26 protein-coding genes are annotated in these 25,858 nt (G+C 61.8%); 9 read left to right on the top strand and 17 right to left on the bottom strand.

Features of this window, described 5'->3' with window-relative positions:
• The first annotated feature begins 1 nt into the window (after window position 1).
• Complete coding sequence (locus RA302_RS04040; RefSeq protein ID WP_019746907.1) at window positions 2–826, top strand: Abi-alpha family protein; 825 nt, start codon at window positions 2–4, stop codon at window positions 824–826.
• A gap of 63 nt (window positions 827–889) precedes the next feature.
• Here the strand turns inward: RA302_RS04040 and hsaB are convergent, their stop codons facing one another.
• From hsaB to hsaA, 4 genes are read right to left on the bottom strand one after another with little or no spacing between them, the layout of a single operon-like run.
• Window positions 890–1,474, bottom strand: coding sequence for a 3-hydroxy-9,10-secoandrosta-1,3,5(10)-triene-9,17-dione monooxygenase reductase subunit (gene hsaB / locus RA302_RS04035; RefSeq protein WP_003945677.1), 585 nt, complete (start codon window positions 1,472–1,474; stop codon window positions 890–892).
• Window positions 1,471–2,373: an iron-dependent extradiol dioxygenase HsaC gene (gene hsaC / locus RA302_RS04030; protein WP_003945585.1), complete on the bottom strand. Its 903-nt coding sequence runs from the start codon at window positions 2,371–2,373 to the stop codon at window positions 1,471–1,473. Before hsaC ends, hsaB begins: the two co-directional genes overlap by 4 nt.
• The gene (gene hsaD, locus RA302_RS04025) at window positions 2,373–3,251 is read right to left on the bottom strand and encodes a 4,5:9,10-diseco-3-hydroxy-5,9,17-trioxoandrosta-1(10),2-diene-4-oate hydrolase (protein WP_338479481.1); all 879 of its coding nucleotides are present in this window, start codon (window positions 3,249–3,251) and stop codon (window positions 2,373–2,375) included. Before hsaD ends, hsaC begins: the two co-directional genes overlap by 1 nt.
• 10 nt (window positions 3,252–3,261) lie before the next feature.
• The gene (gene hsaA, locus RA302_RS04020) at window positions 3,262–4,437 is read right to left on the bottom strand and encodes a 3-hydroxy-9,10-secoandrosta-1,3,5(10)-triene-9,17-dione monooxygenase oxygenase subunit (protein WP_031332838.1); all 1,176 of its coding nucleotides are present in this window, start codon (window positions 4,435–4,437) and stop codon (window positions 3,262–3,264) included.
• Between the two features lie 195 nt (window positions 4,438–4,632).
• Here hsaA and RA302_RS04015 point away from each other — a divergent pair, with 195 nt between their 5' ends.
• Together RA302_RS04015 and RA302_RS04010 are read left to right on the top strand one after the other, a co-directional pair.
• The gene (locus tag RA302_RS04015) at window positions 4,633–5,793 is read left to right on the top strand and encodes a Rieske 2Fe-2S domain-containing protein (RefSeq protein WP_003945847.1); all 1,161 of its coding nucleotides are present in this window, start codon (window positions 4,633–4,635) and stop codon (window positions 5,791–5,793) included.
• Between the two features lie 2 nt (window positions 5,794–5,795).
• On the top strand, window positions 5,796–6,167 hold the full coding sequence (locus tag RA302_RS04010) for a hypothetical protein (protein ID WP_007734099.1): 372 nt from the start codon (window positions 5,796–5,798) through the stop codon (window positions 6,165–6,167).
• Between the two features lie 73 nt (window positions 6,168–6,240).
• Here the strand turns inward: RA302_RS04010 and RA302_RS04005 are convergent, their stop codons facing one another.
• From RA302_RS04005 to RA302_RS03980, 6 genes are all read right to left on the bottom strand, one after another.
• Entirely contained in the window at window positions 6,241–7,074 is an 834-nt protein-coding gene (locus RA302_RS04005) for a hypothetical protein (protein WP_031332836.1), read from the bottom strand.
• Between the two features lie 194 nt (window positions 7,075–7,268).
• A complete protein-coding gene (locus RA302_RS04000) occupies window positions 7,269–7,895 on the bottom strand; it encodes a TetR/AcrR family transcriptional regulator (protein WP_007734097.1) in 627 nt (208 codons plus the stop codon).
• 70 nt (window positions 7,896–7,965) lie between these two features.
• Entirely contained in the window at window positions 7,966–9,222 is a 1,257-nt protein-coding gene (locus tag RA302_RS03995; protein ID WP_141487778.1) for an FAD-dependent oxidoreductase, read from the bottom strand.
• The gene (locus RA302_RS03990) at window positions 9,222–9,413 is read right to left on the bottom strand and encodes a rubredoxin (RefSeq protein WP_060938438.1); all 192 of its coding nucleotides are present in this window, start codon (window positions 9,411–9,413) and stop codon (window positions 9,222–9,224) included. The genes RA302_RS03995 and RA302_RS03990 overlap by 1 nt, the downstream gene beginning before the upstream one ends.
• Window positions 9,414–9,443: 30 nt before the next feature.
• Window positions 9,444–9,614, bottom strand: coding sequence for a rubredoxin (locus tag RA302_RS03985; RefSeq protein ID WP_081098331.1), 171 nt, complete (start codon window positions 9,612–9,614; stop codon window positions 9,444–9,446).
• Window positions 9,611–10,786, bottom strand: a complete 1,176-nt coding sequence (locus RA302_RS03980) for an alkane 1-monooxygenase (protein WP_019746899.1) — start codon at window positions 10,784–10,786, stop codon at window positions 9,611–9,613. The genes RA302_RS03985 and RA302_RS03980 overlap by 4 nt, the downstream gene beginning before the upstream one ends.
• 814 nt (window positions 10,787–11,600) lie before the next feature.
• On the opposite strand from RA302_RS03980, the gene RA302_RS03975 reads away from it, so the two are divergent.
• Complete coding sequence (locus RA302_RS03975; protein WP_238054128.1) at window positions 11,601–13,208, top strand: FAD-dependent monooxygenase; 1,608 nt, start codon at window positions 11,601–11,603, stop codon at window positions 13,206–13,208.
• On the opposite strand, the gene RA302_RS03970 is transcribed toward RA302_RS03975, so the two are convergent.
• Genes RA302_RS03970 through RA302_RS03945 form a run of 6 tightly spaced genes read right to left on the bottom strand, consistent with a single transcriptional unit; the run spans window position 13,195 to window position 18,774 of the window.
• Window positions 13,195–13,683, bottom strand: coding sequence for a VOC family protein (locus RA302_RS03970; protein WP_020906146.1), 489 nt, complete (start codon window positions 13,681–13,683; stop codon window positions 13,195–13,197). The two genes, RA302_RS03975 and RA302_RS03970, sit on opposite strands and share 14 nt — an antisense overlap.
• Window positions 13,680–14,432, bottom strand: a complete 753-nt coding sequence (locus tag RA302_RS03965) for an SDR family oxidoreductase (RefSeq protein ID WP_166501826.1) — start codon at window positions 14,430–14,432, stop codon at window positions 13,680–13,682. The genes RA302_RS03970 and RA302_RS03965 overlap by 4 nt, the downstream gene beginning before the upstream one ends.
• Before the next feature lie 3 nt (window positions 14,433–14,435).
• Window positions 14,436–15,479 carry a 4-hydroxy-2-oxovalerate aldolase gene (gene dmpG / locus RA302_RS03960; RefSeq protein ID WP_020906144.1) on the bottom strand — a complete coding sequence of 348 codons (1,044 nt, stop codon included), beginning with the start codon at window positions 15,477–15,479 and terminating at the stop codon, window positions 14,436–14,438.
• Window positions 15,476–16,378 carry an acetaldehyde dehydrogenase (acetylating) gene (locus RA302_RS03955; RefSeq protein ID WP_060938441.1) on the bottom strand — a complete coding sequence of 301 codons (903 nt, stop codon included), beginning with the start codon at window positions 16,376–16,378 and terminating at the stop codon, window positions 15,476–15,478. Before RA302_RS03955 ends, dmpG begins: the two co-directional genes overlap by 4 nt.
• Window positions 16,379–16,386: 8 nt before the next feature.
• Complete coding sequence (locus tag RA302_RS03950; RefSeq protein ID WP_003945480.1) at window positions 16,387–17,172, bottom strand: 2-keto-4-pentenoate hydratase; 786 nt, start codon at window positions 17,170–17,172, stop codon at window positions 16,387–16,389.
• Window positions 17,173–17,175: 3 nt separating this feature from the next.
• The gene (locus RA302_RS03945; RefSeq protein ID WP_166501825.1) at window positions 17,176–18,774 is read right to left on the bottom strand and encodes an FAD-binding protein; all 1,599 of its coding nucleotides are present in this window, start codon (window positions 18,772–18,774) and stop codon (window positions 17,176–17,178) included.
• A 115-nt stretch (window positions 18,775–18,889) separates the two neighbouring features.
• Here RA302_RS03945 and kstD point away from each other — a divergent pair, with 115 nt between their 5' ends.
• From kstD to RA302_RS03930, 3 genes are all read left to right on the top strand, one after another.
• Window positions 18,890–20,614: a 3-oxosteroid 1-dehydrogenase gene (kstD, locus tag RA302_RS03940; RefSeq protein ID WP_153213500.1), complete on the top strand. Its 1,725-nt coding sequence runs from the start codon at window positions 18,890–18,892 to the stop codon at window positions 20,612–20,614.
• Complete coding sequence (locus RA302_RS03935) at window positions 20,604–21,461, top strand: MaoC/PaaZ C-terminal domain-containing protein (protein ID WP_338479464.1); 858 nt, start codon at window positions 20,604–20,606, stop codon at window positions 21,459–21,461. Before kstD ends, RA302_RS03935 begins: the two co-directional genes overlap by 11 nt.
• A gap of 69 nt (window positions 21,462–21,530) precedes the next feature.
• Complete coding sequence (locus RA302_RS03930; protein ID WP_020906140.1) at window positions 21,531–23,294, top strand: cholesterol oxidase substrate-binding domain-containing protein; 1,764 nt, start codon at window positions 21,531–21,533, stop codon at window positions 23,292–23,294.
• Window positions 23,295–23,429: 135 nt separating this feature from the next.
• Here the strand turns inward: RA302_RS03930 and RA302_RS03925 are convergent, their stop codons facing one another.
• Window positions 23,430–23,666, bottom strand: coding sequence for a hypothetical protein (locus RA302_RS03925; RefSeq protein ID WP_125461407.1), 237 nt, complete (start codon window positions 23,664–23,666; stop codon window positions 23,430–23,432).
• Window positions 23,667–24,151: 485 nt separating this feature from the next.
• Here RA302_RS03925 and RA302_RS03920 point away from each other — a divergent pair, with 485 nt between their 5' ends.
• On the top strand, window positions 24,152–24,439 hold the full coding sequence (locus tag RA302_RS03920; protein ID WP_020906139.1) for a MerR family transcriptional regulator: 288 nt from the start codon (window positions 24,152–24,154) through the stop codon (window positions 24,437–24,439).
• Between the two features lie 144 nt (window positions 24,440–24,583).
• The gene (locus RA302_RS03915; RefSeq protein ID WP_069146967.1) at window positions 24,584–25,771 is read left to right on the top strand and encodes a serine hydrolase domain-containing protein; all 1,188 of its coding nucleotides are present in this window, start codon (window positions 24,584–24,586) and stop codon (window positions 25,769–25,771) included.
• Window positions 25,772–25,858 lie beyond the last annotated feature (87 nt).

Genomic DNA, 25,858 nt, shown 5'->3' with positions numbered 1-25,858 from the left:
TATGAGTGAGCACGACCATCGCCTGATCGTCGAAGCGGAATCGTACGACTGGGCTGCGGACATCGCGCCGGTCGAATCCGTCGAAAAGCGTCTGATCCGCAGCCTTGTCGGGCTGACTGCCACGACGACGCTCACGTCGATCAAGCTGACGGGTTGGGCTTTCGGAACGGCGAAGGAGGCGACGCGGCAGATCGTTCAGGCTGCCGCCGAAGCCGCGGCAGAGGCCGCTGAATCGGCCAATGTTCAATCCGAACGTCGGGCCGAGAACTCCAACGGAGACGGCTCGCGGACCGAGAACCTACGGGCAGCAATGGCAACTCGAACCAATCGCAAACAGAGCGTCGAGGCCACTCTCGCGGCGCTGCGGGCACGCGGCGACAGGTTGCTGGACCGTTCCGCGGACGTGACCGATCGCGACGATCTGCACCCGGCCTACGACCGGATCCTCGACGAAATCGCGCCGGACGAAGCTCGAATTCTTCGGTTACTGGCCACTTCAGGTGCGCAACCGAGCGTGGACGTACGTACGGCGCGGCCGTTCGGCGTCGGCTCGGAGATGATCGACGAGGGTCTGTCGATGATCGGAGAACTGGCGGGATGTCGCCATCTGGACCGCATCAGCGCGTACCTGAACAACCTGCATCGGCTCGGTTTGGTGGCGTTCTCACGCGAGCCCGTCGAGGCCGACCGGTACCAGGTGGTCGAGGTACAGCCGTCGGTGATCGAGGCGGTCAAGCGAGCCGGACGATCCAACAAGATAGTGCGTCGTAGCATCCTGCTGACGCCGTTCGGTGACGACTTCTGTCATACCTGTTTTTCTCTGTAGGGCCTCCGGCCCTGTGCGTGGTTAAGGAGCCCCTGGACTCCTTAACCACGCACGGGGTTGCCACTACAGCCAGGTATCTTCTGTCGTGGTCGTCAGGAACGCTTCCAGATCGTCACGCCAGGTAGCCGGAACAGTCTTGTCCGGCTCGATGCCCGTGTACTGCCCGCGATAGAAGAGCAGCGGGCGTTCGGTCTTGATCTCACTCATCGACGACACACGTCCGAAGACGACGTAGTGATCACCGCCGTCGTGGACGGTTTCCACCGTGCAGTCGATGTGCGCGAGCGACTTGTCGATGATCGGTGACCCCAACGGTGATGGCGTCCAATCGATGCCCGCGAACTTGTCCGGCTCACGCGACCCGAAACGAGCACACACCGCCTGCTGTTCCTCCGCCAACACGTTGACGGCGAACTTCCCGGTCCGCTCGATTGCCGCCCACGACCGAGAACCCTTGGTGGGGCAGAACAACACCAAAGGTGGGTCGAGTGACAGGGCAGCGAAAGACTGACACGCGAACCCGACCGGCTCACCGTCGTCGACTGTCGTGATGATGGTGATACCCGTGCAGAATTGCCCGAGAACCGTGCGGAACTGGCGTGGATCGATAGCCTGCTCCGCACTCACCGACGCGTCGGGCGAACTCACGGCTTCATTCCCACCGTGAAGTCGTGACCCCACAGGCTCACGGCCGTGCTTTCCCTCGCGATCCAGTTTTCGTCCTCGACCTCTAGCCCCTCACAACCGAATTCGATGTCGAACCCGCCTGGAGTCTTCATGTAGAACGAGAGCATCTCGTCGTTGACGTGGCGACCGAGAGTCGCCGACATCTTGACCTTCTTGCGCAGTGCCCGGTCGAGGCACAGTCCGACGTCGTCGGAGTTCTCCACCTCGAGCATCAAATGCACGATGCCCGTCGGGTTGGGCAACGGCAGGAACGCCAAGCTGTGGTGACGCGGGTTGCAGCCGAGGAACCTCAGCCACGCCGGGTCGCCGTCCGCGGGCCGGCCGACCATCTGCGGAGGCAGACGCATCGAGTCGCGAAGCTTGAATCCGAGTACGTCGCGGTAGAACCGCAGCGAAGCATCGTCGTCATCGGTGGTGAGCACGACGTGGCCGAGGCCCTGCTCGCCCGTCACGAACCTGTGCCCGTACGGGCTCACGATCCGGCGGTGTTCGAGAGCAGCTCCGTGGAACACCTCGAGGGAGTTGCCCGAGGTGTCCTCGAACGCGATCATCTCGACGACGCGACGGTCCTTGAGCTGCTCCGCCGTGCCTTCCTTGAACGGAACACCGGCTGCCGACAACCTGTCACGGATATCCTGCAGCTCAGCCGCATTCGCGGTTTCCCAGCCCGAGACGAGCAGACGGTCCGTGTCGTTCGGAACGATGACAAGACGCGCCGGGAAGTCGTCCATACGCAGATACAGCGATTCCGCGTCGACGCCCTTGCCCTCGATCATTCCGAGGATCTTGAGTCCGTATTCGCGCCACGCGGCCATGTCGGTGGCCCCGATGCGCATGTACGCCAGAGATCGAATACCCATCATTTACCTCCGTCGAGCAGGAAGTCGGTTGCGAGCCGGTTGAATTCGTCGAACTTCTCGAGCTGCGCCCAGTGACCGCAACCGCCGAAGACGTGGAGTTGCGCGCGCGGGATCATCTTGAGCGCAACCAGTGCGCCGTCGAGGGGGTTGACCCGATCCTCATGGCCCCAGATCAGCAACACACGCTGTCGAAGCTTGTACGCCTCGCGCCAGAGCATGCCGAGCTCGAAGTCACCGCTGGAGAAGGACTTACCCATCGCCTTGGCCGCAGCCAGCGACTCGGGAGTGCTGGCGGCAGCAAAGCGTTCGTCGACGAGTTCCGGCGTGATCAGCTTCTGATCGAAGACCATGATCCGCAAGAATGCTTCGAGGTTCTCCCGTGTGGGCTGGTAGCTGAACTTTCCGAGGTTCTTGACGCCCTCGGTGGGGTCCGGCGCAAACAGGTTGACACTGAGACCGCCGGGGCCCATCAGAACGAGGCGACCCGCACGGTCCGGGTAGTCGAGCGCAAAGCGAACAGCAGCGCCACCACCGAGCGAATTACCCAGCAGATCAACGCGACCGGTGATCTCGAGCGTATCCAGAAGATCATTGAGCGCCGACGCACTGTGCACGAAGTACTGCGGATGCTCCGTCGGCTTGTCGGACTGCCCGTAACCGGGCTGATCGACGGCGATGACGTGAAAGTTCTTCGCCAACACCGGAATGTTGCGGGCGAAGTTCGACCACGACGACGCGCCTGGGCCACCGCCGTGCAGCAGCACGATGGTCTTGTCGTTTCCGACGCCTGCCTCGTGGAAGTGCAGTTTCAGATCGGGGCGCACTTGCGCGAACCGCGAAGTGGACTCGTAGGTGAGAGCTTCTTCGGTAGTTGTCACTGAGCCTCCTCTAGACCATCGTGTCGGTGATCGGCAGACCGAATTCGCCGGTTCCGAACATGACGTATGCGCGTTCGGGATCGTTCGCGGCGTGGACGCGACCAGCGTGAGCGTCGCGCCAGAAACGCTGAATCGGAGTGCCGTTCTGCAGTGCGGTGGCACCGGAGTTCTCGAAAAGCTTGTCGATCGAGGCGATCGCACGGCCAGTGGCGCGCACCTGGTCACGTCGAGCGCGCAGACGCAATTCCATCGGAACCTCTTCGCCTGCAAGGATCAACGCGTACTCGTCGGCGACGTTGCCGGAGAGCTGACGCCACGCGGCGTCGATGTCACTGGACGCCTCGGCGATACGCACCTTGGCGAACGGATCGTCCTTCGACTTCTCGCCGGCGAACGCAGCACGAACACGCTTGCCTTGATGCTCGACGTGCGCTTCGTAAGCGCCGTAAGCCATTCCGACGATCGGCGCCGAGATCGTGGTGGGGTGAATGGTTCCCCACGGCATCTTGTAGACCGGCGCGGTGTTCTTCTCGAGGCCCGGGGCGGTCAATTCGCTCATCGCCCGGAAGCTCAGCACGCGATGCTTGGGAACAAAAACATCCTTGACCACAACGGTATTGGAGCCGGTTCCACGCAGGCCGACCACATTCCACACGTCGTCGATCTGGTAGTCCTCGCGAGGAATCAGGTAGCTCACGAAATCGACTGCGCGGCCGTCCTTGAACACCGGACCACCGAGAACGGCCCAGCTGGCATGGTCACAACCCGAGGACCACGCCCACGCACCGTTGACCTTGTATCCGCCCTCGACTACTTCACCCATACCCATCGGAGCGTAAGAGGACGAGATGCGCACGTCAGTGTCGTTGCCCCACACGTCTTCCTGCGCCTGCTGAGAGAAGAGGGCGAGGTGCCAGTTGTGTACGCCGATGATCGAGGAGACCCACCCTGTGGAACCGCACGCGCTGGCGATCTTCTTGACCGCGGAGTAGAACAGCACCGGATCGGCTTCGTACCCGCCCCACTGCTTCGGCTGCAGCAAGCGGAAGAAGCCCGTTTCCTGGAGCCCCTTGATGGACTCGTCGGGGATACGACGCAGATCCTCGGTCTCCTGTGCGCGCTCGCGCAGTGCCGGCAGTAGTGCGTCGAGCCTCTGCATCACCTCGTGGCTGTCATGGTTACCCACTTCGACGCTCCCGTCTTCCTCGATCGGTTGGTTCACTTACACTTGAGACTAGAACACGTTCTCTTTTCTGTCGAGACGCTGACAAAGGTCCCGTTTGTGGCCGCAATGCTGTAACAAGTGCCCCCAAAATCTGGCGGAACCGGATCGAGTTCTATAACGTGTTCTACTAACAGCTAGAAGGGATGTGAGGTCACAATGGCGCAGATTCGCGAGATCGACGTCGGAACGGTGCAAACTCGTTTCGCCCGCGGTTGGCACTGCCTGGGTCTACTGAAGACCTTCAAGGACGGCAAACCGCACGCGATCGAGGCTTTCGGTACGAAGCTCGTGGTGTTCGCCGACAGCAAGGGCGACATCAAGGTTCTCGACGGATACTGCCGTCACATGGGTGGTGACCTCACACAAGGCGAGGTCAAGGGTGATTCCATCGCCTGCCCCTTCCACGACTGGCGCTGGGGCGGCAACGGAAAGTGCACCGGCATTCCTTATGCCCGCCGCGTGCCCCCACTCGCACGTACCCGCGCGTGGACGACCCTCGAGCAGAACGGTCAGCTCTTCGTCTGGAACGACCCCGAGGGCAATCCGCCGCCCGAAGAGATCGTGATTCCTCGAATCGAGGGTGCGTACAGCGACGAATGGACCGACTGGACCTGGAACTCCATGGTCATCGAGGGATCCAACTGCCGCGAGATCATCGACAACGTGGTCGACATGGCGCACTTCTACTACATCCACTACGCCTTCCCGACGTACTTCAAGAACGTCTTCGAAGGTGAGATCGCCACTCAGTACCTCAACACCACTGGCCGTCCCGACATCGGAATGGCCTCCCAGTACGGCGGCGACACGCTTCTTCGCTCCGAAGCTGCGTATTACGGACCGTCGTACATGGTCAATCCCCTGTGGAACAGCTACAGCGGATACGAGGTCGAGAGTGTTCTGATCAACTGCCACTACCCGATCAGCCCGGACTCGTTCGTGCTGCAGTGGGGCGTGACGGTCAAGAAGCCGACGGGTGTCTCCGACGAGATGGCCGACAAGTTGGCCGGCAAGTTCACCGAGGGCATCAGCGAGGGCTTCCTGCAGGACGTCGCGATCTGGAAGAACAAGACCAAGATCGAGAATCCCCTTCTCTGTGAAGAAGACGGCCCCGTCTACCAGCTACGACGCTGGTACGAGCAGTTCTACGTGGACAAGGCCGACGTCACCGAGAAGATGACGCAGCGCTTCGAGTTCGAGGTGGACACCACCAAGGCAAACGAAGCCTGGCACGCCGAGGTCGAGGAAAACCTCGCACGCCAGAAGGCCGAGAAGGAAGCTGCAGCAGAAGCGGCAAAGAAGGAAGCAGAGGTCTAATCGTGAGCGCCTCGATCGGAACCGACGCACGGTGGGCTCGCTGGGCCAAGGCACCGGACTTTGCCGGGCAAACGGAACGGCTCGAGGCGATCGCGGCCCAGACGATCGAGGACAAGCACGAATACCTCGACTCGGGTCTGCAGGAAGTCGACTGCAAGGCATGCGGTGCCTGCGTACTGGTTCGCAAGAACACGTACAAGCACACCAGTGTTCAGTGGACTTCCGACCCGGCGCTGCGTTGCCACACCTTCAAAGAGGCAATTGCTTCCGGGCAGTCGACGGCGTTGAAGGACGGTTGCCCGAAACTGCACGACAGCATCGCCGACGCGGTCAGGGACGGCACCATCACGGTGCGTGATCCCGAGGTCAGCTGACCTGATTGTGTAGAACGAGGGCCGACCCACCACGGGTCGGCCCTCGTTCTACGTTCCAGCGACTGCGCGTCCGTCAGGCAGGCGGTCGCACCTTTCGTGCAGCCACCGCGTAGACGTCGCTCGACGTGGTGAGAGAGTTCTTTCCGCTGGCCGCCGGCACTCCCCCGCGTAGATTCACCGCCCAGTTGAGCGCACCGAGCGGTCCACATCCGCTGGCTCCCGGCGCCGCAAACACAGCATCCGAATGTGGGACTGCCGGGAACACTGCACCGGGGAACTCACCGATAGGTTCCGACGGAGGGTTTCCGGTTGTGGTCAGGTGAAGGTTGATCGGATTCGAAACCGAACCGATGTAGCAATCGTCACCGAGCAACGGATTAGACAGTTTCAATCGAACAGGCATGGTGAGTTCCTGCTCGAGAACCTTCAGATCCGGGACTCCCACCGATTCCACCGTCGCGCTGATCTGAGTCAGTCCCAGCGGAGTATCGATCCCGAGAGCACCTCCGGGTACCGAAATCGGATTGGAATAGACCCCGTTGGACCCGTCCTGCTTGGCGACGAACGTCTCGATGAAACTGTTGTCCGGCTGGGTCGCGTATTTCACGCCGCCCGCAACCTTGAGACTTCCGTCCGGGATCGGCACCGAAAGCGCGCCCAATTTCATGGTCCCTCCGCGAACTACGACGCTGGCGCACGTCGTCACCTCGAGATCCTCGATCGGGCACGTGCCCCAACCGTCGAAGGTCAACGGATCAACCTCTGCCGCACCGGAGGAACCGAGCGATCCGCTGCCGGAAGACCCTGACGATGATTCGTCGGCGATTGCCACACCTGCACCGGCCATGACAAATGTTGCAACTAGCGCAACTGTCGACATCACTCGAGACTTATTGCGGCTCTTCATCTTCGAAACCCTCCACCGTTGACGGAATCTGACGAGAGCCGCCCACGGGCTGCACCTCGACGCACGTCCGGCACGCTACCGAGAAGCGGGACTTGGATTCACACATATCGGCGAAACTTCCCACCAAAGAACTACGGCGATCAGTCTCGATCGAACTTCCGTCCTAGCTCGGAAACCGTATCGATCCTGTCGGCTCAGTTCGGTTCGACTGTGCCCGAACCGATGACTTGATCGAGGAACGGCCCGAACATCTCCCCCAGGTTCTCGGCGATCTGATCGGGAGTACCGAAGGACAACGTCACGTGACTGATCGCCAGACGCACTATCGTGCTGCCGAACATCTCGGCATGGATGCGGTCGACGTTCGCCCAACTGGTCATGAAGATCTCGGCCAACCTCGCGCTCGCATGTTCGAGCAGTGGAGTCCCGTCGGTGGTGACCAGGCTCAGCAGGTCATGTTGCGGACGAGGACCGACAATACTGACCACCATCGGATCCCGGGCACCGGCGTCGAAGAATGCACGGAAGGCTGCCGAGACCGCGCCCCGCGGGTCCGAATGATGCAGCGTTACTTCGCGTTCCACTTCTTCGAGAAACTCGTCGACAAACCGGATGAGGTATCCGGACGCCAACCCCTGCCGGGACGTGAACTCCTTGTACAACGTCTGCCGGCTCATACCCGCAGCTTCCGCGATATGCGCCATGGTGATGTCGTTCCACGATTTCTCGGTCAAGAGTTCGCGTGTGGCGTCGAGCGCTGACGCACGGAGGAGTTGACGAGCTGCCTCGTGGTACGGGACACGGGCACGAGCGGTGGACATATCGGGAAGATTTCCATCGCCCGTGCTCGGTGTCAAAACGGTGGACACGCAAGCCACAGAAGTCACGAACTCAGAGCACCGGTGAGGCGACAAGACCCGCCGCAAGTTCGGTCAGATCCCTGTTCGAATCGGCGAGTACGTCGGCGCTGATGTCCGGGGAGCGTTCGATAAGGGTTCGGACGGCGCGAATGTCCTTCGGCCGGCCCACGCTCACAGCACCGACGATATTTCCGTCGCGCATGCAGATCGCAGTGAAGTCATAGGAGTCCAAGTCTCCTCGAACAATCACGGTGTCGTCCGCGCCTGGCCAACCCGCTACTTGAATGTTGCGGCCGAATTGGTTCGACCAACTCCATGGGACGGATTCGAAGGGTTCTTCCTTCCCGACGATGGTCTTGGCAACTGCAACTGCGTGGTCCTGCGCAGTGTTCCAGTGCTCACCACGGTGCATGCCGCCGAGAAAACCGTTGGGCACGTTGGCCACATCGCCGATCGCGTACACATCAATGACGGAGGTCCGGAGGTATCGGTCTACCGAAATCCCGTTGTCCACCGCAATACCCGCAGCAGCAGCCATATCGGTATCGGGCAAGGATCCGATTGCGACGACGGCCAAGTCCGCAGTCCACTCACGCCCGTCACGCGCACGTGCGGTGACACCGTCGACACCTGTCGTCAGCGCCTCGAGGTCGACCCCCGTCTGCAAGGCGACGCCGGCCAAGTTGTGCAGCGCGGCGATCTTCTCCGCTATCGACGGTGGAAGCAGTCTGGACAGGGGCAGCGGTTGCGCTTCGAGAACCTGCACACTGCAACCCAAGTCGCGTGCCGTTGACGCCACCTCCGATCCGATCAAGCCACCGCCGACCACCAATAGCGAGGATCCTTCGATCAGCTGGGATTGCAAGCGTCGCATGTCTGCGATATCCCGAAGATAGTGAACGCGCTCAGAATCTTCCGCGGTCAACCGTCGGGGCCGTCCACCAGTGGCAAGAATCAGAACGTCGTAGTCGATGCTGTCCCCGTCGACTAAACATACTGTGCGGGAATCTGTGTCGATACTCGTGGAAGTCACGCCGATCCGAAGGTCGATACCCTGCTCGGTCCAGAAAGTCGGCGGTCGCAACCGAACCCGATCGATCGACGCTTTCCCGGACAGTAGTTCCTTCGACAGCGCCGGACGTCGGTACGGCTCCTCCGCTTCGGAGCCGATCAGGATGATGCTGCCGCCGAACCCTTCCTTGCGTAGGGCCTGCGCAGCACCGGAACCGGCGATGCCCGTGCCCACGATCACCACGGTCCGGGTGTCGGGTTCACTGACCGCTGTCATCAGCGGTCCACCTCGACCATCTCGAAATCGACTTTGGCAGCACCACAATCAGGGCAGGACCAGTCTTCGGGAATCTCGTCCCAGCGAGTACCCGGCTCGATACCGTCATCGGGCCAGCCGATCGCTTCGTCGTATTCGAACCCGCACTGGAGGCAGCGGAACAATTTGTATGTAGTGGCAGTCTCGGACATCGGTTTTCCCTTCGCCGGTGGGTATTTCGATCAGGATTGTGTGACGAGAGTGAAGTCGATCTTCTCGCGGACGCCGCAGTCGGGACAACACCAATCGTCCGGGATACTCGACCACGGCGTGCCAGGCGGAAAGCCCTCTCGCGCAGCGCCTGTCGATTCGGTGTACGTGTAGTCGCAGATCGGGCAGATATAGGCGTTCATGCATTCACCCCGTAGGCCGCGAGGATCTTGGCGCGCTTCTTCGGCGCGATGTTGACCTGAGTGATGTCACCTCGGTAGTGCTCGAGAACGCGGTGGTCCATCACCTTGCGCCACAGGGGCGGGACTGTTGCGAGCATGATCATGCTGGCGTAGCCGCTCGGGAGCTGAGGGGCCTCTTCCATACTGCGAAGCGCCTGGTAGCGACGTGTCGGATTCGCATGATGATCGCTGTGCCGCTGCAGGTGATAGAGAAAGACGTTGGTGCAGATGCGATCACTGTTCCAGCTGTGTGCCGGCGTGCATCGCTCGTACCGTCCGCTTGCGGTTTTCTGACGCAGGAGTCCGTAGTGCTCGAGGTAGTTGATCGCTTCGAGTAACGAGAACCCGATGAAGGCCTGGATCACGAGGTACGGCGCAATGCCGATCCCGAACACTGCAAGCGCGACACCGAACAGGACTACAGACATGAGCCAGGCATTGAGCACGTCGTTCTTGATGCTCCAGTGTGTGGTGCCCAAACGCTCGAAGCGGGTCTTCTCGAGATGCCAGGCCGACTTCAATCCCCCGCCGACGCTGCGCGGCCAGAAACCGTAGAGGGTCTCACCGAAGCGCGAGGTCGCCGGATCATCCGGAGTCGACACTCGAACATGGTGGCCACGGTTGTGCTCGAGGTAGAAGTGGCCGTAAGCGCTCTGTGCGAGAACGATTTTGGACAACCAGCGCTCGACGCTCTCCTTCTTGTGCCCGAGTTCGTGGGCGGTGTTGATGCCGATTCCGGCCGTCACACCGATCGTCACTGCGAGTCCGATATTGGAGAGAACGCTCAAATCCCAACGCGCCCAGATGTAGCAGGACAGGAAGAAGGCCGTGTACTGCAGCGGCAGATAGGCGTAGGTGCACCACCGGTAGAAGCGGTCGTTCTCGAGTTCGTCGATCACCTCGTCGGGCGGATTCTTCCCGTCCTCACCCGCCAGAATGTCGATGACGGGAATGAGAGCAAACGCAATCAGTGGGCCGGTCCACCAGAAGACATTCCATCCGGTGGCGGTAACAAGCCCCACTGCGATGAAAGTTGCCGATGACGGAATCAGCGCCAACAGCCATAAGTAGCGTTTCCGGTCTCTCCAAGTTGCGAGCCGACCATCTGGCTCGGTGTACACCAACGCCGCCATCGAATTCTCCAGTTCTCGTTCGGATCAGTGAGTGCGTCCTGCGCGGCAACCCGCGACACGAACAACATCTATGTATAGAGAGTGGACAAATTGCGGTCTTTTGTCAATGATTTTGAAGGTAAAAGTTTTACAAACATGCTGATTTGTACACTTTGGTAAACCCTCCGGTCGGGCTGATCGCAAATCTTCCATCACCGCGCCGCACTCGGTACAAAAGTGAAGTGGGGACGTCAACGTGCGCAATATGCGCCAAACACCGAGGAACAGGCCCGCTCGTCAGCCCTCGAATATTCGAGGACGACTTCGTTGTTGTCTCCCATCGGCCCCCTCCACCACACGGACGTTCGGTTCCTGGATATGTGTTCGTCGAGACCCGTCGACACGTGTCCGGGTTGCCCTCACTATCCGAACCTGAAGCACTCGCCGTCGCGCGCGCAGTCTGGCGCGTCTCACGTGTCCTCGACTCGGAATTGACTCCCGAATTCGTGTTCTCCGCGATCGCCGGGCGAAGCGTCCCCCACTTTCATCAGCACGTTTTCGTCAGGCCCTTCGGTGCTCCGAGTTCAGTGAGCTGGAACGACGTCGATTCATGGGACGAGGCGCCACGCGTCGACGAGGCTGAACTCGCGCTCCTATGTAGGCGAATCTCGCTCGGCTTCGAACCCGGGCAATAGCGCAAAACAGTCGGTGCGCGTTCGGACAGTCCAGCGCGAAACACAGTCACTCAATGTCCGATTTGGGTCAATTTCCCCAAAACAAAAGTTCGCTTACCCATACTGAAATGACCGACTGTCCCCGACGTGAGTGGGTCCTCATGGATACCGACGTATTGGTAGCTGGCGCCGGCCCGATCGGTTTGACCACCGCGATCGAGCTGCGCAGACGCGGCATCTCCTGTCGAATAGTCGACCCCCTCGACGAACCGCGGCAATACGCGAAAGCCGTCGGGATTCAGCCACGCACTCTCGAGCTCTTCGAGAACATGGGGGTGCTCCGCCAGGCACTCGACGCCTCGACACTGATGCGCGGTCAGATCATGTACACGAACGGCGTCGAGGTCGCCCGCGTCGACCTCACCCTCCCCGAGGACGTTCCTTACTGGTTCCTCTGCCTCCCCCAGTACTCGACGGAGCGCATCCTCACCGAGCGCCTCGCCGAGCTGGGGACAACCGTCGAACGCGGAGTCGGTCTCACCGCATTCGAACAATCCGACGGCGCCGTCACCTGCACACTCAGCGACGGCAGCACCGTGAATGTCCAGTATCTGGTGGGTTCCGACGGCGCTCACAGCGTGGTCCGCAAAGGGTTGGGACTGAGCTTCGAGGGCGGCGCGTTTGCCGAAAGCTACATGCTCGGCGACGTCGAGGTCGACTGGTCGATACCCAGCGGCTACTCCGTACGCGCCAACCACACCGCCGACGACGGAACCACCGACGACCTACTCGTCTGCATCCCGCTTCCCGGACACAAGCGGTACCGCATGTCGATGCTCGTTCCGGACGAGTTGATGCCGGACGAATCGTCGAACAAAGCCGCTGTACAACACGGTTTTTCAACCGGCAAGACACCTGAACTCCATCACATCCAGGCTGTGCTCGACAGACTGTCCCCAGAACCGACAACCGCCTCGATGCTGCGATGGTCCTCGGTCTTCCGCATCAGCCACCGCATCGTCGACGCTTACGGTCGCGGACGGGTTTTTGTCGCCGGCGACGCCGCGCACATCCATCCCCCGACTGGCGCGCAGGGCATGAACACCGGGATCCAGGACGCCCACAATCTCGCATGGAAGGTAGCGCTCGCCGTCAAAGGCGTTGCAACAACAGATCTTCTCGAGACCTACGACGCCGAAAGACGGCCGGTCGGTGAAGAAGTCGTTGGGATGACCGTCCGAAATGCTCGAGAAGGAATCGGTTCGGGAGAGTCCTCCATCGACACGGCAATGCGGCGCCAGGCTCAATTGTTGATCGACTACTCGGAGAGTCCGCTGAACACCGGGCGTGATTCTTCGAGTCCACACGTTCAACCGGGCGAGCGTGCACCCGATGCCCGCGGGATGCGCCGAGACGGTGTGCAGTATCCAATTCGGTTGTTCGACTTGCTGTCCGGAGTCGACCACACGTTACTGCTGACTTCGGACGGATCCGCAGAGAGCATCAACAGCCTCGAGAAGGTCGCCGACGCCGCCATTCGATCAGCGCACCGCATGTTGGACGTCTACGCGATAGTGCCACCGGGAACCGTGACCGTCGATTCGTTGGTGCCTATCATCGAGGACAACGACTCGCAGCTATGCGCCGCGTATGGGGTGGAAGGTACGGCGGCGCTGGTCATTCGCCCCGACGGCTACCTCGGATTCCGTGGTCACCCGGAGAACGTTTCCGACTACTTCGCAAAAGTGTTTGCCGTCAATCAGGAATGAGCGAAGCGAACATCAACCGGATCTCGGGTGAGAGCTTCATCAACTCGACGTATCCACCCAATGGCCCGGCATCGAGGTAGGAGAACTCCATGCCGGCGCCCTCTACCCGACCTTGTTGCACCACCGACATTCCGCGACGCTCGGCCTCTAGCAACGTCGCCTCGTAATCGTCTGGAACCCAAGCCATGTGATGAACTCCGACGCCGTGAGTCTCCAGGAATTCCGTGTACAGGTTGCGTCCGGATACTGGTTGGATCAGCTCGAGCTGTTGGCTGCCCGCATATCCGATCGATACGTGCACGACATAGTCCGCGGGCTCCCCGCGATACGTTGTGGTCTCGGGGCCAAAGACGATGCCTGGCATACGCAGCCACCGCTCCACTCCCCACTGCCGAGTGAACTCCTGTTCGGCAGCCTCGATGTCCTCGACCACCCAGCAGATCTGGAAGATCGGTCCCGAGACCAACGGGTTCATGCCATTTTTCCGTTGTCGACCGAGTAGACGGCCCCGTGTATCGCCGAGGCGTCGTCGGAGGCCACGAAAGCCACCATCTTCGCAACGTCCTCGGCTTCCATCAAGCCACGCGGCGACGCAACCTTCATGACGAGATCGAAGTCGACTCCGTCGGGGAAGGTGAATCCGGTGACTTGAGGAGTCATCATGCCGCCGGGGCAGATTGCGTTGACACGCAGAGACTTTCCGGTGAACTCCATCGCCATCGCACGGGTCAGTCCGATGAGTCCGTGCTTGGCAGCGCAGTATCCAGCCGAGTACGCCTGCCCTTCCAGCCCCGCGATCGAGGAGACGTTGACGATGTTGCCGCCCCGTTCCAGCAAGTGCGGCAGTGCTGCTCGGGAAAGGAAGAACGGTCCGTTCAGATTGACCGCAAGGTCATGTGCCCATTCGGAATCCGCAATGTCTGCCGTGTGACGAAGCGAGTGCGATCCCGCCACGTTGACGAGGATGTCGATACCACCGAGCGCGTCGACACACGCTTGCACGGCCGCATCACACTGAGCAGAATCCGAGACGTCCGTCGCTGCGTAACGACGCTCACCGTCCGTGCCGACCACCTCGACCATCGACTGCCGCAGCTTTTCCTTGTCACGGGCGATACCGAAAACCTTTGCGCCCCTGCGGTGGAGGATCTCGGTGACGGCGCGCCCCAACCCTGAGGACGCGCCGGTCACCAAGGCCACTTTTCCGGCCAGTACGTCTGCCATGGCCTAGGAAGCCGCTGCTTCGCGCTGGAGTTCCAGCGCGATGTCGATCAACTGATCTTCCTGGCCGCCGACCAACTTGCGCTTGCCTGCGCGCACCAACAGTTCCGCGGACGACACTCCGTACCGCTCGGCCTGACGCTCGGCATGCTTGAGGAAGCTCGAGTACACGCCGGCGTAGCCCATCATCAGCGCTTGACGATCGAGCAGGCATTCCTGCGGCATTGCCGGGCGCACAACATCTTCGGCTGCATCGGCGATGGCGAAGAAGTCGATACCGGTCTTGACGCCGATCTTGTCGCAAACACCGACGAAGGCCTCGACCGGGGCGTTGCCGGCGCCGGCACCGAACCGACGGGTACTACCGTCGATCTGCTTGGCTCCCGCACGAACTGCCGCAATGGAATTGGCGACGCCCAGGCCCAGGTTCTCGTGGCCGTGGAAGCCGACCTGAGCGTCGTTGCCGAGTTCCTGAACCAGCGCCTCGACGCGATCGGATACCTGCTCGAGTACCAGCGCGCCGGCCGAGTCGACCACGTACACACACTGGCAACCCGCGTCGGCCATGATGCGAGCCTGCTTGGCCAGCTTCTCCGGCGGAATCGAGTGAGCCATCATGAGGAATCCGACTGTTTCGAGTCCACGCTCACGCGCGAGACCGAAGTGCTGGATGGATACGTCGGCCTCGGTGCAGTGAGTTGCGATGCGGCAGATGGACGCACCGTTGTCCTGCGCGATGACGATGTCGTCCTTGATGCCCAACCCGGGCAGCATCAGGAAGGCGATCTTCGCGTTGGTCGCCGTCTCGACTGCAGCTTTGATCAGTTCCTGCTCGGGAGTCTTCGAGAAGCCGTAGTTGAAGGAGGACCCGCCGAGGCCGTCGCCGTGAGTGACCTCGATGACCGGCACTCCGGCTCCGTCGAGCGCACCGACGATGGCCCGTACTTCTTCGACGGTGAACTGATGACGCTTGTGGTGGGAGCCGTCGCGCAGCGATGTGTCGGTGACGCGGATGTCCCAGCTCGAATCGAAATGAATCATGTCGCTCATGCCTTCACACTCAGAAGCTTCTGGGCGATTTCCTCGCCCACCTTGGTGGCTGCTGCCGTCATGATGTCGAGGTTGCCCGCGTACGGCGGCAGGAAATCGCCTGCACCTTCGACCTCGACGAACGTGGTGACCGTTGCATAGCCACCGGAAACGACGCTCGGTTTGTCGAACTGCGGTTCGTTGAGCAACCGGTAGCCGGGCACGTACTGCTGGATGTCCTTGACGACGCGGTGAATGGAGTCGGTGATCGCGGCCTGATCGGCGTCTTCGGGGACAGCGCAGAAGATGGTGTCGCGCATGATCATCGGCGGGTCCGCGGGGTTGAGGATGATGATCGCCTTGCCGCGCTGTGCGCCGCCGATGGTCTCGATACCGCGGCTGGTGGTCTTGGTGAACTCGTCGATGTTCGCGCGAGTTCCCGGGCCGGCGGACAACGATGCAACGGAGGCGACGATCTCGGCGTACGCCACATCGACGACTCGCGATACCGCGTAGACGATCGGAATGGTTGCCTGCCCACCGCAGGTGATCATGTTGACGTTGGGTGCGTCCAGGTGCTCACGCAGGTTCGCGGGCGGAACCACAGCCGGGCCGACCGCGGCCGGAGTCAGGTCGATGGCACGGATACCGGCGGCCTCGTAGCGTGGTGCTGCCTCGCGGTGCACGTATGCCGACGTCGCCTCGAAGACCAGGTCCGGTTTCTCCGCCTGGTTCAGCAACCAGTCGACACCCTCGGCGGAGGTCTCGAGTCCCATCTTGCGGGCGCGCGCCAATCCTTCACTCTCGGGATCGATTCCGATCATCCATCGCGGTTCGAGCCACTCGGAACGCTGCAGTTTGTACAACAGATCGGTACTGATGTTTCCCGATCCGACGATCGCCACACTTGCCTTGGTCATGACTACTCCTACGTGAACTGAAGAGAGACGGAACCGAGGCCGCTGAACTCGGCTCGGAAGTTGTCGCCTGGATGAGCGTCGATCGCTCGCGTGCACGAACCCGGCAGAACGATGTCGCCGGCCTTGAGCCGAACTCCGAACGTGTCGACCTTCTGCGCCAACCATGCGACAGCGGTGACCGGGTTCCCGAGAACCGCATCGCTGCGCCCCTCCGCAATCCGCTCGCCGTTGCAGGTCAGAACCGCATCGATCGCCTTGATGTCGATGTCCGACGGGCGAACTCGTTCCTTGCCGAGAATGAACCCGGCGGATGAGGCGTTGTCCGCGATGGTGTCCGAGAGGCCGATCTTCCAGTCCTTGATCCGGCTGTCGATCAACTCGATGGACGGCGCATAGGCGACAGTGGCGTCGATGACGTCTTGTTCGGTGCACCCGGCGCCCGGCAGATCTGCTCCCAGAATGAAGGCGACCTCCACCTCGACGCGTGGGAAGCAGAAGCGCGACGTGTCGACCGGACGGTCCTCGAACTCTTCCATCTCGGCGAGCAGGTGACCGTAATCTGGCTCGTCGACGCCCATCATCTGCTGCATCGCCAGTGACGAGAGTCCGACCTTGTGTCCGACCACCTTTGCGCCACCGGCAACACGACGCCTGATGTTGATGAGCTGGATCTCGTAGGCGTCGACGACGTCGATGTCCGGATACGTGGCGATCAGCGGGCTGATCGGAGCGCGATCCCGTTCCGCCGAATCAAGATGGTCGGCAAGTTCGCCGCGGATCTGCGTCGAGAGCATCGTTCAGGCCTTTCCGACTGTGGAGAATGCGGCTGCATGCTGACCGGCTCGTCGTCCGGAGAACACGCAGTCGGCGAGCGACAAGCCGCTCACATACGAGTTGGAACAGATACCGACGGCGGTACGGCCGGCGGCATACAGGCCAGGGATACCCTCCCCGGCCTCGTTTTTCACCATGCCGGACGATTCGTCGACCACCAATCCACCGAGCGTGAGCATCGGGCACGGATTCATCATGTTGGGCTTGATCGAGACGTCGTACATCGTGAACGGCGCAGACAGTATCGGCCTGACGAAGTCCGACGGTTTGCCCATCGGATCAGGTTGTCCGGCAGCGGCAGCGGAGTTGTGCGCGTCGACGGTGGCTTGAAGGCCGGCGACGCCTATCCCCGCTTTACGGGCGACCTCGGCAATGGTGTTGCCACGCACTGCGGTACGCATCATGCCGGTGGTCTGTACCCGCTGGAACCACATCGACTGGTCACTGATCTGCGATTTCGCTTCGCGAACGAGTTCGGAATCTGCCAGCAGCCAACCGATTCCGTTGCTCTTCTCTGCCATCGCCTGACCGAGAGCGGCACCGTAACGTGACTCGTCGACGATTCGCGCACCGGATTCACCCACCAAAATGGAACCGAGAAATGCACTCGGCGGGACGATGAATCGCCAGGCGGAAACATTGCCGAGCTTGTCGGTGGCTCCCCCGGCTTCGATACCGAGGTTGATGCCTTTGCCGTCGTCCCCGGAGGTGCCGAGCGGGATACCGCCCTTGTAGGCGGGGGCATGGGTGCGCATCATCTCGCGATTGGACACGAAGCCGCCGGCGCTGAGGATCACGCCGCCGCGTGCCTGGATGCGAATCCGCTTGGCGTGCTTCTTCTCGATCTTCGCGATGAGTGCGTCGAGAATCGTGCGCAACTGCGGCGCGTAGACGCCGGGCTTGGAGGACAGAGATCCGAGCGTCGCGTGACGCCGACGAACTCCGGCAGGTGCGTCACGAAGCGTCAGTGCTTCGACGCCGATCACCCGGCCGTCCTCGATGATCAGCCGGTCCGCTCTCGTCTGGCCGAGCAACTGGACGCCCTTGGCCTCCGCGGACTTCGCGAGAGGGGCGTAGAGCATCTTTCCCGACGTGCCACGCCCCTTGGCGCGATGGCCGCGCGGAGCAGGTTTTGCGATGTCACGGAACCCGCCGGCAGATTCGCTACCCGAGAAGTAGAGGTAGTGCTTGTTGCTCGGGTACGACGTCTTGTACGGACAGAGTGAGGCCTCGAACGGCACGCCGTGACTGCGCAGCCAGTCGATCGACGCCGGGCTCTCGTCGACGAACCGGCGCAGAGTCTGCGGCGTCACCGCGTCACCGACCTCGCGGTTCAGGTAGGCGAGCATGGCTTCGGGACTGTCCTCGACACCGGCTTCCTTTTGAATCACGGTGCCGCCGCCGGCGTAGTAGATTCCTCCGGAAATCGTGCTGGCACCACCACCGAGTGCTCGGTCGATCGCCAAAACCGACGAACCGGCCGCTACCGCTTCGAGCGCCGCACTGGCGCCCGCCACACCGAACCCGACCACAAGGACGTCAACCGAAGTATCCCAGGTCACACCGCACCATCCTCAATCCCACTGCAACGTGTTTCGTTATCAATGACAACGTCCGGAAATACTTCCTGGCAGAAAGCATGGACTGACACCCCCATCATTCTATAACGTGTTCTACATGAGCAAGCAGGAATACGACATCGTCGTCGTCGGCAGTGGTGCCGCAGGTATGACAGCGGCCTTGACCGCAGCCCACCAGGGCTTGAGTGTGGTCATCGTGGAGAAAGCCGCCCACTACGGCGGATCGACCGCCCGTTCCGGTGGTGGGGTCTGGATCCCCAACAACGAGGCACTTCAGGCGGACGGTGTCACCGATACCCCGGAGGCCGCACGTTCCTACCTGCACAGCATCATCGGCGACGTCGTCGCTCCCGAACGCATCGACACCTATCTCGAGCGCGGTCCCGAGATGCTCTCGTTCGTGTTGAAGAACAGCCCTCTCGAACTGCAGTGGGTGCCCGGCTACTCCGACTACTACCCGGAAGCTCCCGGCGGACGCCTCGGTGGCCGCAGTGTCGAGCCCACCCCGTTCGACGGCAACAAGTTGGGCGCCGACCGCAAGAACCTCGAGCCCGACTACGTCAAGGCCCCCAAGAACTTCGTCATCACCCAGGCCGACTACAAGTGGCTCAACCTCCTGATGCGCAATCCTCGCGGACCCCTGCGCGCCATGAAGGTCGGCATGCGATTCCTCGCAGCCAAGGCCACAAAGAAGGATCTGCTGGTTCGCGGCCAGGCACTGGTCGCCGGTATTCGACTCGGACTTCAGTCCGCCGGAGTACCCATCCTGCTGAACACCCCGCTGACCTCCCTGTACACCGAAGACGGCGCAGTTCGCGGCGTCAACGTCATCGTCGACGGCGAAGAGCAGGTCATCCGCGCTCGCCACGGAGTTGTGTTGGGATCCGGCGGATTCGAGCACAACAAGGAAATGCGTGAGAAGTACCAACGCGCACCCATCGGCACCGAATGGACCGTCGGTGCGAAGGCAAACACCGGCGACGGTATCCGCGCAGGCCAAGAAGTCGGCGCTGCAGTCGATTTCATGGACGACGCCTGGTGGGGCCCGTCCATTCCGCTGACCGGCGGACCATGGTTCGCTCTCTCCGAGCGCACCCTCCCGGGCTGCATGATGGTCAACATGTCGGGCAAGCGCTTCGGCAACGAGGCTGCTCCGTACGTCGAGGCAACCCATGCGATGTACGGCGGTGAGTACGGTCAGGGCGAAGGCGCCGGCGAGAACATCCCGACGTGGATGATTCTCGATCAGCGCTACCGCAACCGCTACACGTTTGCCGGTATCACTCCCCGCTCCCCCTTCCCCGGCCGCTGGCTCAAGGCCGGCATCGTGGTCAAGGCGGGAACCATCGCCGAATTGGCCGAGAAGACAGGGCTTCCCGTCGCATCGCTGACCGAAACCGTCGACCGGTTCAACGGCTTCGCACGCAACGGCAAGGACGAGGACTTCGGACGCGGTGACAGTGGTTACGACGCGTACTACGGCGATCCCCGACTGAAGAACCCCAGCCTCGCCGAAATCAGCAAGGCTCCGTTCTACGCCATCAAGATGGTTCCGGGTGACCTCGGCACCAAGGGTGGTATCTGCACCGACGTCAACGGCCGAGCACTACGCGAAGACGGAAGCGCCATCGACGGCCTCTACGCCGCTGGCAACGCGAGCGCTCCGGTCATGGGCCACACCTACGCCGGACCAGGCGCGACCATCGGCCCCGCAATGACTTTCGGTTACCTGGCCGTACTCGACATCGTCGAGCGTGCGAAGAAGGCCGAGAGCACCGAGGCACCGGCAGCTGAAAAGACGGCGGTCGACCATGCCAATTGATCCGAAGATCGCACTCGGCGCCGAGCTTGCGCCACACGAGTTCTCATGGACCCCGTCGGACGTGCAGCACTACCACCTGGCACTAGGGGCAGGTGCTCGGCCGCTCGATCCGAACGAGCTTCGATACCTCGACGACGAAAAGCCTCAGGTACTACCCACCTTTGCCACCGTCGCCGCCAACTTCCACGCCACCGAAGCGCCGAAGGTCTCGTTCCCCGGCGTCGAAATCGATCTGGCGAAGGTAGTCCACGGGAGCCAGGAAGTCACTGTCCATCAGCCGATTCCGGCAAGTGGAAGTGGCCGCACCACAACTCGAATCGCCGAGGTCTGGGACAAGTTCAAGGCCGCGGTGATCGTGCAGGAATCCGTCACGGTCGACGCCGAGGGCAACCCGCTGTGGACAGCTCGCTCGTCCATTTTCGCCCGCGGCGAGGGTGGTTTCGGGGGTGAACGTGGTCCGTCGGAGTCGATTACGCTTCCGGATCGCGAAGCAGATGAGACAGTGGTGACGCCTGTGCTTCCACAGCAGGCTTTGCTGTACCGGATGTGTGGTGATCGGAATCCGTTGCACTCGGATCCGCAATTCGCCTCCGCGGCAGGCTTTCCAGCGCCTATCCTGCATGGACTGTGTACTTACGGAATGGTCTGCAAGACCGCAGTGGATACCATGCTCGACGGCGACAGCAGTCGGGTAGCCGGATTTCGGGCCCGCTTTGCCGGGGTCGTATTTCCCGGCGAGAACTTGAGTATCCAGATCTGGAAAGACAATGGGCGACTCCTGATCTCAGCTTCCGTACTGGAGCGCGAAGCTCCTGCCCTGGCTGACGTAGTTCTCACTCTTGTCTGATACCAACCTGTCTGATACCCACCTGTTAGAACTCACCGTAGTTCTCGAACCCGATGGAGTAGCCCGAAGATGACGGCACAAGACGAAAAGTTCCGACTGTCCCGACGAGGTTTCATGGCCGCTGGAGCCGGCGCCGTGGCAGCGACCGCATTCGCCGGCTGGACGCCGGCCTATGCCGTCCCCGCCGGCTCTTCCGGCTCCGCGGGTGGTCCCGTGTCCACCCTCACGCCGCCGCCTGCCTTCCCCGAAGGCATCGCGCTGTACCAGCAGGCATATCAGAACTGGTCCAAGGAGATCATGCTCGACGCGATCTGGACCTGTTCACCCAAGACGCCCGAAGACGTAGTCCGCCTCGCTAACTGGGGTCATGCCAACGGCTACACCATTCGTCCCCGCGGTGCCATGCACGGCTGGACGCCGCTGACCATAGTCAACGGTGCGCCGGTCGACAAGGTCATCCTCGCCGACACCACGGTCCACCTCACCGGAGTCTCCGTCAACGCCGGTGGCAGCCCGGCCACCGTCACCGCAGGACCCGGCGCGACCCTCGACGCCATCACCACCGCACTGCAGGCACAGGGCCTCGGGTTCGCGAACCTGCCGGCGCCGGGTGTGTTGACCATCGCCGGCTGCCTCGCCGTCGACGCTCACGGTGCAGCGCTCCCCGCCGAAGGCGAAGCACACGTTCCCGGACAGACTTTCGGCTCCCTCTCCAACCTCGTCACCTCCCTGACTGCAGTGGTCTGGAACGGCAGTGAGTACGCGCTCGAGACGTACGCGCGTAGCGATGCAGCGATCAAGCCGCTGCTGACTCACCTCGGACGCACCTTCCTCACCTCCGTGACCTTGCAGGCCGCTCCCAACTACCGCATGCGCTGCGTCAGCCACACCGACATCGGTTGGCAGGAACTCTTCGGTGCCCGCGGAGCGTCCGGACGCACCTTCGAGAAGTTCGTCCGCGAAAACGGTCGCGCAGAAGCAATCTGGTACCCCTTCACCGAACGCCCGTGGATGAAGGTGTGGTCACTTGCCCCCACCAAGCCGCCGTTCTCGCGTGAGGTGACCGGGCCCTACAACTACATCTTCTCCGACAACCTCCCGGAGCCGGTCACCGACATGATCGGGCAGATCAACGCCGGAAACCCGGGCATCGCACCGGCATTCGGGCAGATCATGTACGCCACCACCGTTGCCGGACTCGCCGCGACCTTCTCCAACGACCTGTGGGGATGGTCCAAGGACGTCCAGTTCTACATCCGGGCCACCACCCTTCGTCTGACCGAGGGCGGCGGAGCCGTCATCACCTCCCGCGCCAACATCGGCCAGGTCATCCACGACTTCACCCAGTGGTTCAACGGCCGCATGGAGTACTACCGCTCTATCGGACAGTTCCCCCTCAACGGCCCCGTCGAAATCCGTTGCTGCGGCCTCGATCAACCCTCGGACGTCGAGGTCGACTCGGCAGGCGCCCCCACCATCTCGGCCATGCGCCCGCGCCCCGACCATCCGGAATGGGACACCGCCATCTGGCTCAACGTCCTCGGCGTCCCCGGAACCCCCGGCATGTTCGCGTTCTACCGCGAAATGGAACAGTGGATGCGTAATCACTACAACAACAACGACGCCACCTTCCGCCCCGAGTGGTCCAAAGGCTGGGCGTTCGGCCCCGACAAGCCGTACACCGACGCCCCGATCATCACCCAGGGCCTCCCCCAGACCTACCGCGACGGCGTCCCATCGAGCGACAACTGGGACACCGCCAACGCCGCATACAACGCGTTGGATCCGCACAAGGTCTTCAGCAACACCTTCCTGGACCAGTTGCTGCCCTGAGGTCCAAGCACCGGGCACGCACTCTGCCAACTCGACGGTCGTCGCCACTCCCCTACTTTCGGGAGTGCGGCGGCCGTCGTGCGTTGCAGTGAGCGGGATGAAGGAGTCCCCCCGCATCCCGACCAGGTAACTGACTCAATCGCGATCAGGATGGATCGCCTCGTGCATACTTTCCACGGCCCTGGCATGAGTTGAGAGCTCGGACCGAGCCGACCGAATCGTGGCGCTGTCGCTGCGCGCCCCCGGCTCGGACGACGACGAGTCCTCTCCGGGGTTCGACGCGCCACCAGCGGGATGCTCGGAGGAGCCGGTGCGCTCTTCCCTCTCCGCGCGGGCGCGCAACAACGACTCGGACTTCGGGGTATTTCGCATCGGAGCATTGTCCCAGATTCATCTCCCATGACTCACATGGAGCGCTCTCACCCCCGGTGACCAGGCCGTTCCTGAACTCCGATACCTAGAAAGTTCGCAACAAAATATCTATAGCGGTCAGGGTAGACATTCTCACGAGGGTGTTGTATCTTTTTTCTCGTAGCAAGGAACGAGTCAAGAGATGCGGGAGAGATGAACTACCCGCAAGCAGTACCGCAGGGCAGGGACGTGCCGGGGCCGAATTCGTGTGTGAGTGTGTAGTCGGACCCGGCACCCCCCCTTCAAAGCGGCTACCGGATGTCTTGTGCGAGTCCGGAAGTTCGAAAGAATGCAGTTATGTAAGTAAGTTCAACCCCATCCGGCCCCCGGCGCACCTCGCGCCGGGGGCCCCGTCCGTTCAGCGAAAGAAGCGAGCCATTCCGGCAGATACACCACCGGGGGACCCCTCCGGCAGATTCGACGACGAGAACTATCCTGCGTACAGCATGGGACATGCGGCCGAGATCCTCGGTGTCAGGCAAGCTTTCCTTCGTAGCCTCGATGCCGCGAAACTGCTTACCCCACAACGCTCTGAGGGCGGACATCGCCGCTACTCCCGGTACCAGCTGCGCATCGCGGCCCGCGCGCACGAACTCGTAGCCAACGGCACGGCGCTCGACGCGGCTTGCCGCATCATCATCCTCGAAGACCAACTCACCGAGGCTCGTCGCATCAACGCCGAGCTCCAGCAAGCGCAGGACCGACGAGCGGAATCGGACGCAACGCCGGACTGAGGACTGACGTGATCAGGCACTGGGAGTAGCAGTCACCCCTAACCGTCAATCTGTTCCCTCCCCCTTCGGACTGCGCTAAATTCAGTCAATTGGGACATTGCTAGGCGTCGGTTGCTCGATTTCCACATCGAAGGGATCGCAGGCATGAATTCCTCCCACCACCGCAGTCGGGTGCGGCTAGCTGCTCTGTCGATCGCCTTGACCGTTGCCATTGCAACCGCTGCGTGCAGTTCCGACGAGGACTCGGCAACAAACACGAGCAGCGCATCTCCCAGCACCGCGAGCAGTCAGGAATCCACCGAGATCGCGGACCTCGTCCGCCGTCAGGTGGCCGACTTGGGCCTCAGTGCCGCCGTGTTCGGAGTGTGGCGGGGCGACGACGAGATTGCTCTCGGTGCCGTCGGAGAGTCCCCTATCGGAGTTCCGGCGACAACCGACATGCAGTTGCGCGTCGGTCAGCCGATGGAACCGATGCTCTCGACAGTTCTGCTGCAACTCGACGAAGAGGGAACGCTTCCTCTCGATCAACCGATCGCGAAGTGGGAACCGAACTTTCCACGCGCAGACACCATCACTCCACGAATGCTGGCAAACAGCACGTCGGGCATCTCCGACTACGTGACCGATCCACAGTTCCTCAAACTCTTCACGGACAACCCGATGAAGGGCTGGACTTCTGAGGAGATCCTGAATCTTGCCAACTCCCGCCCACCGCTGTTCGAACCCGGCACCAGTTGGGCGTACGCGCACAGCGACCTGACGCTGCTCGGCGACGTCATGGAGAAAGCGACTGGAAAACCGCTGGGCGACCTACTTCAGCAGCGCGTCTTCGATCCGCTCGGGATGGATCACAGCAGCGTTGTGCTCACGTCGCAGATGGACGAGCCGATCCTGCACGGCTACACCAATGAACGCGGAGTATTCGAAGACTCCACTTTCTGGAATCCGACGGCTTTCCTGCACAGCGGAAACATGAACGCGCCTGTCGCCGACGTCGGAAAGTGGGTGCGCGCGCTCGGAACGGGAGAGTTGCTCTCCGACAAGGCTTTCGAGCAGCAGATGGCGCCGACGACTGCGGGCTTGGGAAGTATGACGGCGGACAAGTTCTTTTCCTTCGGGACCGGGCACCTCGACGGTTGGCTGGTGATGAACCCGTCGTACGGCGGCTACAACGGGCTTGCGCTCTATTACCCCGACTCGAAGACGACGATCGTCGTCTACGCCACGCTCGGGCCGACAACCAACGCGGACCTCAACAACGCCGTGCCGATGGGCAAGGCGATCGGAACCCTCCTCGAACCGGATCACCCACCGCAGGTCCCGACGCCGTGACGCGCCACACACGCTGGTAGCAAACAGCGTCGGTCGGCAACTTCCTGTTTACGCACGGATTACCTCCAGGACTTATCGCCCCATCAC

The organism is Rhodococcus sp. DN22, from assembly GCF_036669995.1.
Classification (GTDB): Bacteria; Actinomycetota; Actinomycetes; order Mycobacteriales; family Mycobacteriaceae; genus Rhodococcus_F; species Rhodococcus_F erythropolis.
The sequence above is the reverse complement of the archived record's forward strand: the minus strand, read 5'-3'. Positions and strand labels throughout refer to the sequence as shown.

What these genes read in the sequence shown, in the direction of transcription:
- RA302_RS04015 (WP_003945847.1), top strand. Translation starts at nt 4,633, where the DNA reads ATGGCGCAGATTCGCGAGATCGACGTCGGAACGGTGCAAACTCGTTTC.
- RA302_RS03925 (WP_125461407.1), bottom strand. Translation starts at nt 23,666, where the DNA reads ATGCGAAATACCCCGAAGTCCGAGTCGTTGTTGCGCGCCCGCGCGGAG.
- dmpG (WP_020906144.1), bottom strand. Translation starts at nt 15,479, where the DNA reads ATGAGCGACATGATTCATTTCGATTCGAGCTGGGACATCCGCGTCACC.
- RA302_RS03970 (WP_020906146.1), bottom strand. Translation starts at nt 13,683, where the DNA reads ATGAACCCGTTGGTCTCGGGACCGATCTTCCAGATCTGCTGGGTGGTC.
- kstD (WP_153213500.1), top strand. Translation starts at nt 18,890, where the DNA reads ATGAGCAAGCAGGAATACGACATCGTCGTCGTCGGCAGTGGTGCCGCA.
- RA302_RS03930 (WP_020906140.1), top strand. Translation starts at nt 21,531, where the DNA reads ATGACGGCACAAGACGAAAAGTTCCGACTGTCCCGACGAGGTTTCATG.
- RA302_RS03965 (WP_166501826.1), bottom strand. Translation starts at nt 14,432, where the DNA reads ATGGCAGACGTACTGGCCGGAAAAGTGGCCTTGGTGACCGGCGCGTCC.
- RA302_RS03990 (WP_060938438.1), bottom strand. Translation starts at nt 9,413, where the DNA reads ATGTCCGAGACTGCCACTACATACAAATTGTTCCGCTGCCTCCAGTGC.
- RA302_RS03915 (WP_069146967.1), top strand. Translation starts at nt 24,584, where the DNA reads ATGAATTCCTCCCACCACCGCAGTCGGGTGCGGCTAGCTGCTCTGTCG.
- hsaC (WP_003945585.1), bottom strand. Translation starts at nt 2,373, where the DNA reads ATGGGTATTCGATCTCTGGCGTACATGCGCATCGGGGCCACCGACATG.
- RA302_RS03985 (WP_081098331.1), bottom strand. Translation starts at nt 9,614, where the DNA reads ATGAACGCCTATATCTGCCCGATCTGCGACTACACGTACACCGAATCG.
- RA302_RS03935 (WP_338479464.1), top strand. Translation starts at nt 20,604, where the DNA reads ATGCCAATTGATCCGAAGATCGCACTCGGCGCCGAGCTTGCGCCACAC.
- RA302_RS03995 (WP_141487778.1), bottom strand. Translation starts at nt 9,222, where the DNA reads ATGACAGCGGTCAGTGAACCCGACACCCGGACCGTGGTGATCGTGGGC.
- RA302_RS03980 (WP_019746899.1), bottom strand. Translation starts at nt 10,786, where the DNA reads ATGGCGGCGTTGGTGTACACCGAGCCAGATGGTCGGCTCGCAACTTGG.
- RA302_RS04000 (WP_007734097.1), bottom strand. Translation starts at nt 7,895, where the DNA reads ATGTCCACCGCTCGTGCCCGTGTCCCGTACCACGAGGCAGCTCGTCAA.
- RA302_RS03955 (WP_060938441.1), bottom strand. Translation starts at nt 16,378, where the DNA reads ATGACCAAGGCAAGTGTGGCGATCGTCGGATCGGGAAACATCAGTACC.
- RA302_RS03975 (WP_238054128.1), top strand. Translation starts at nt 11,601, where the DNA reads ATGGATACCGACGTATTGGTAGCTGGCGCCGGCCCGATCGGTTTGACC.
- RA302_RS03950 (WP_003945480.1), bottom strand. Translation starts at nt 17,172, where the DNA reads ATGCTCTCGACGCAGATCCGCGGCGAACTTGCCGACCATCTTGATTCG.
- RA302_RS03920 (WP_020906139.1), top strand. Translation starts at nt 24,152, where the DNA reads ATGGGACATGCGGCCGAGATCCTCGGTGTCAGGCAAGCTTTCCTTCGT.
- RA302_RS04040 (WP_019746907.1), top strand. Translation starts at nt 2, where the DNA reads ATGAGTGAGCACGACCATCGCCTGATCGTCGAAGCGGAATCGTACGAC.
- RA302_RS04005 (WP_031332836.1), bottom strand. Translation starts at nt 7,074, where the DNA reads ATGAAGAGCCGCAATAAGTCTCGAGTGATGTCGACAGTTGCGCTAGTT.